This window comes from Vibrio sp. FF266 (assembly GCF_041439695.1).
Classification (GTDB): Bacteria; Pseudomonadota; Gammaproteobacteria; order Enterobacterales; family Vibrionaceae; genus Vibrio; species Vibrio tasmaniensis_A.
Genome location: NZ_JBGOOO010000086.1, coordinates 1 through 4,300, shown reverse-complemented (window position 1 = coordinate 4,300; position 4,300 = coordinate 1). Strand labels below are relative to the sequence as shown.

Annotated in this window: 1 protein-coding gene and 3 pseudogenes; 1 reads left to right on the top strand and 3 read right to left on the bottom strand. The window is 40.1% G+C overall.

Going from position 1 to position 4,300, the window contains the following annotated elements; genetic code table 11:
* From ACED59_RS24165 to ACED59_RS24155, 3 genes and pseudogenes are all read right to left on the bottom strand, one after another.
* Positions 1 to 710: pseudogene (locus ACED59_RS24165) on the bottom strand (IS5 family transposase); the annotation flags it as partial.
* A gap of 676 nt (positions 711 to 1,386) precedes the next feature.
* Positions 1,387 to 3,015: a methyl-accepting chemotaxis protein gene (locus tag ACED59_RS24160; RefSeq protein WP_017096612.1), complete on the bottom strand. Its 1,629-nt coding sequence runs from the start codon at positions 3,013 to 3,015 to the stop codon at positions 1,387 to 1,389.
* Between the two features lie 293 nt (positions 3,016 to 3,308).
* Positions 3,309 to 3,716: pseudogene (locus ACED59_RS24155) on the bottom strand (ISAs1 family transposase); the annotation flags it as partial.
* A 151-nt stretch (positions 3,717 to 3,867) separates the two neighbouring features.
* Here ACED59_RS24155 and ACED59_RS24150 point away from each other — a divergent pair.
* A pseudogene (locus ACED59_RS24150) lies at positions 3,868 to 4,300 on the top strand (hypothetical protein); the annotation flags it as partial.

The window sequence follows — 4,300 nt, the reverse complement described above, 5'->3', positions numbered from 1 at the left end:
CCATACCGCTCTTTCCAATACTTATTTGAGCCGTATAACTTCTGGCAACCCACGGTGAGATTTCGAGGGTGACCACACTCCCAGAAGGCTGCCCCTTCTCTTGGGGGAACAAGCGCAATGGCTCCCTTAATCTTAATAGCAGCGTGACACGCTCTTGTGTCATAAGCGTCATCACCTGACACCTCAAGGAGACGTCGGCGTGTTTGTTTCAGTAAGTTCGGGAGGACTTCTCCATCTGTAACCATCGATAAACTTAGCTCGGCGGCAATGACCTCATAAGTGCTTGTATCGACGGCAATATGAAGCTTTCACCAGACCCTACGCTTGCCATCCGTCCCGTGTTTTTTGACCATCCATTCACCTTCGCCATAAACCTTAAGGCCAGTACCATCAATGGCTAGGTGTTGTATCGCTCCTCTCGTTTTAGTCTTAAATGAGACCTCAACTTGCTTGGCTCTACGACTGATGCAGGTGTAATGCGGACAACTTAACGGAACATGGGCTAACCTAAATATCGAGTCGATAAATCCTCGCAGCGCTGTCGTGATAGCTAAACCACTGAACCGACGTGGCCTCCCGCGCTTATTCTGTTCGCTTTGCGCCCAACCGCTTATTGCCTCTTCATCAATCTAAAAAGTCAGAGAGCCACGGTTAATGAGTGATTGGTTGTATTGCTTCCAGTTGGTTGTTTTATAAAAAGGTTTAGGAATAGGGCTACGAGAGAGTGGACGTAGCTGATCAGATCGTAGGTTCTGGATTTAGTTCCACTGAATTACACAACAAAGCCGAAATCAGGTTGCGTATAACGAATTGTTCGATTTTTTAAAATTAACTTGGCTATATCTGCCGAGACATACTTATATAATTTCATACTCATCCTTATATTGACATTTTGATGCCTAACATTTTAATATCGTGCCAGCACGAATTTATGTATTCAGCATATCTCAAGAACCCTATCTAACCAACTGAAAATTATGCATATAATTAGTTTGAATCTAATTTCTAGTTGAAAACCGTGCAAGCACATATTGCTTCCAATTCAAGGCATGTTATCAATCAAAACTTCCCTTTAGTTCTCAATTATTCAATAGCTTAGAAATAGTTGAACAACATGTCGTGCGTGAGTGTGATTGAAGGTTAGTCTGTTGTGGATTAGAACATTTAGTTACATTGTTGGAGCTCTAGGCATGAGGAAAAGATATTGCAAACACAGATGAATAGAATGTGTATGACCATTTACTCTTAGTGATTATGGGGCACTTCTACGTTACGAAGTGCCAACTATGAAGATTCTGGACAGAAATGGCTTAGAGTTGATCTTCGAGCTGATTTGATCAACAACGCCACTCCTGATTAAAAAAATCTAAGGCGTAGTGCACCTTTCTATAGCTTGAATGCTCCCATCCTCGATTGGAGATTATGAGCTAGACTACTGATTTCCTGACACGCTATAGCGGTTTGTGAAGTGCCTTCTGCCATTTCTGAGGATGCTGAATTAATATGCTCCACACTTCGATTTAACTCTTCTGACACTGAGTTTTGCTCACTACATGCTGTTGCAATATGAGTACTCATCTGAGCAATATTCTCGACAGAGTGTTCAATCATATCAATTTGTTCTCCAGCCTCATTGACTTGGTCAACACATGTAGCGATACCACTCTGACACTCCCTGCTTGCCTCCCCCATTTTGATGGTTTTTTCTTGTAAGTCTTCAACAATATCGACAATCTGCGTTGTAGATTCTTGCGTTCGTTGAGCCAGAGAACGAACTTCATCAGCTACTACAGCAAAGCCTCTCCCTTGCTCTCCTGCTCTAGCAGCTTCTATTGCAGCATTCAAGGCTAATAGGTTCGTTTGTTCCGCAATCCCTCTAATAACATCAACAACAACATTAATGCTACTTGAACTATTTTCTAGATCACTTGCCAATTCATCTGTGTTTTGTATTGTTTTAGTGACCTTATCAATTTCTTGGATTGTTTTATTTAAAATCTCGGTTCCGTGCTTTGCAACTTCAGTTGCTGAGTTTGCTGAGGTAGCTCCACTTTCTGTATTCTGCGCTACCTCGTTAACTGCGGCCTGCATTTCTGTCATGGCCGATGCAACAGAACTCAACTCTAATTGTTGATTTTGCATTCCTGAAGCCGTTTGAGCTGATATTGCACTCACCTCTTCCACCGCTGCTGTTAATTGAATTGTAGAATCACTCACCTCTGAGACTAAAGAATGCAAATTATTTTGCATTGATACTAACTCTTTCAGCAAAGTACCAAGTTCATCTTCAGTTAACTCTCTTTCGTCAATTGTATTATTCAACTGACCTTTAGCTATCTGAGAAGCAAACCATAAAGCTCGATTAACCGGTTTACAAACTACTCGAGATAACAGAACTGACGAAAGAATTATCATACCGATAATGACTAAGGAACCAGCGGTGGCAGTAAGTTGAGTCGATTGAGATTCACTTTGTACTTCTACTTTTAGCTGATTTATAAGCTCATCATTTAAGCTAAGCGTATTGTCCAAGCTAGTAAGAGCTTTTGTATATGTAGTGAAACTAGATAAAACAACTTCATTTGCTTTTTTTGCCTTACCTTGTGCAAGTAAATAATTATATTGCTGCGTTTCAGAAATATAACTATTCCATGTATCTTTAAATACTTTAAAAGAACGCTTTTCTTGCTCACTCAGCGCTAGAGCTTCATACGATAAAATACCTTGTTGAACATTTTCCCTCCATTGTTCAAGCTCCTCTATCCATTCCGCGATTTTGGGATGCTTTGCATTTGACAGAAGCGAAAATTCATCTTTACGAACTTTTGTAATATCAACTTGAATACCTTTAAGCAAGGCAACCGATGGCAGGCTTTTATCAGTTAATATCGCTGTGTTTTTAGTCAGTGATAATAAACTCGACATCATCACTACAGAAACAACTGCAAAAACCAGAAATACGGCTAAGTAACTCAACCCAATTTTCTTTACTACACTTAAATCTTTAATACTCATCAATGAACCCACATTTATTCTAAAAATAACGCCATGACTAATGGCACATTACCTACCTTAACAACCGAGGAGTGAGAATAAAAATCGTTACGCCCTTATTCATCGAGTGTAATATAGTCGAATATTGGCTAAATTAACATCAACTTAGCGTGAATTCGATACAGCAGTTCACTTTTAACTAGAATATGGTGGTATTTTCGTTAAAAAATAGAGTAAATACCTCAGTTGAATGAGGTTGTATAAAAAAAACATAATTTAGAGTCAATTGAGCAGCAGGGCGACCGCATGAGTGCCTAGTTTTTCACCGCCTGAGTAAAACCAGCACTTAATACTGCCTCTAGAATGGTTGTATTCATCATGCATCGCTTTTGCTTCCCAACAATGCTTAGCTTAGTTGGCTCTTCTCTGAGCATATTTAAGCTCATATGACGCAAGCAAGATAGATTCTCCGCTCCATGGTCTTTGTATATCTGGCACGCATCCTCATTCATACTGACATCAAGTACCCAATGCATTGACTCTATATCCCAATGCTCTCTAACTGCCATCGCAGCTTGCTCTGCGCTTAGCACTTTGGAGCTGATATAGTAACGATACTCTAGGTCGATTACTTTTCATTTCTCAATACGGAAGTTTTCAACCATTATAATGCTCTTCAAGTCTTTCCAACGAGAGAAGTTACCTTCCAGTTTTGTACTGTCAAAACTGCTGTTGCGGATCACAATAACCTATTAGCTTTCTTAGCACTTTGAGATAGGAGCCTAACCTGTGCTTTTTGTCCGATATAAAACATTGTTCTACGTTTTAGCCTCAATTAAACTGTTTTTATATACAGTAATTTTAGGCTTTATTATGTCTATCCGTAATTTAAAAGATGGTTCTACCAAACCTTGGCTCTGCGAATGTTACCCGAATGGGCGAACGGGGAAACGTGTTCGTAAAAAGTTTACGACTAGGGGAGAAGCAAAGGCTTTTGAGCTTCACACGATGAAGGAGATTGACGATAAGCCATGGATGGGAAGTAAACCCGATCACCGTAGAATGAGCGAACTGTTAGACGCTTGGTGGACCATACACGGTCATACGTTGAAATCGGGTAAACAAGCTCGGGAGCTAATAGCTAAGACAATTGAAGAATTAGGGAATCCAATTGCCTCCCACCTTAAAGAACGAGACTATTTAGACTATCGTGCAGGGCTTTGTTGCGTAATTAAATTTAAAGATAGAACAACCCCGTTTCGCGTATTTCTTAATCAATACGACAAGTTTCAGGCATACCTAACCC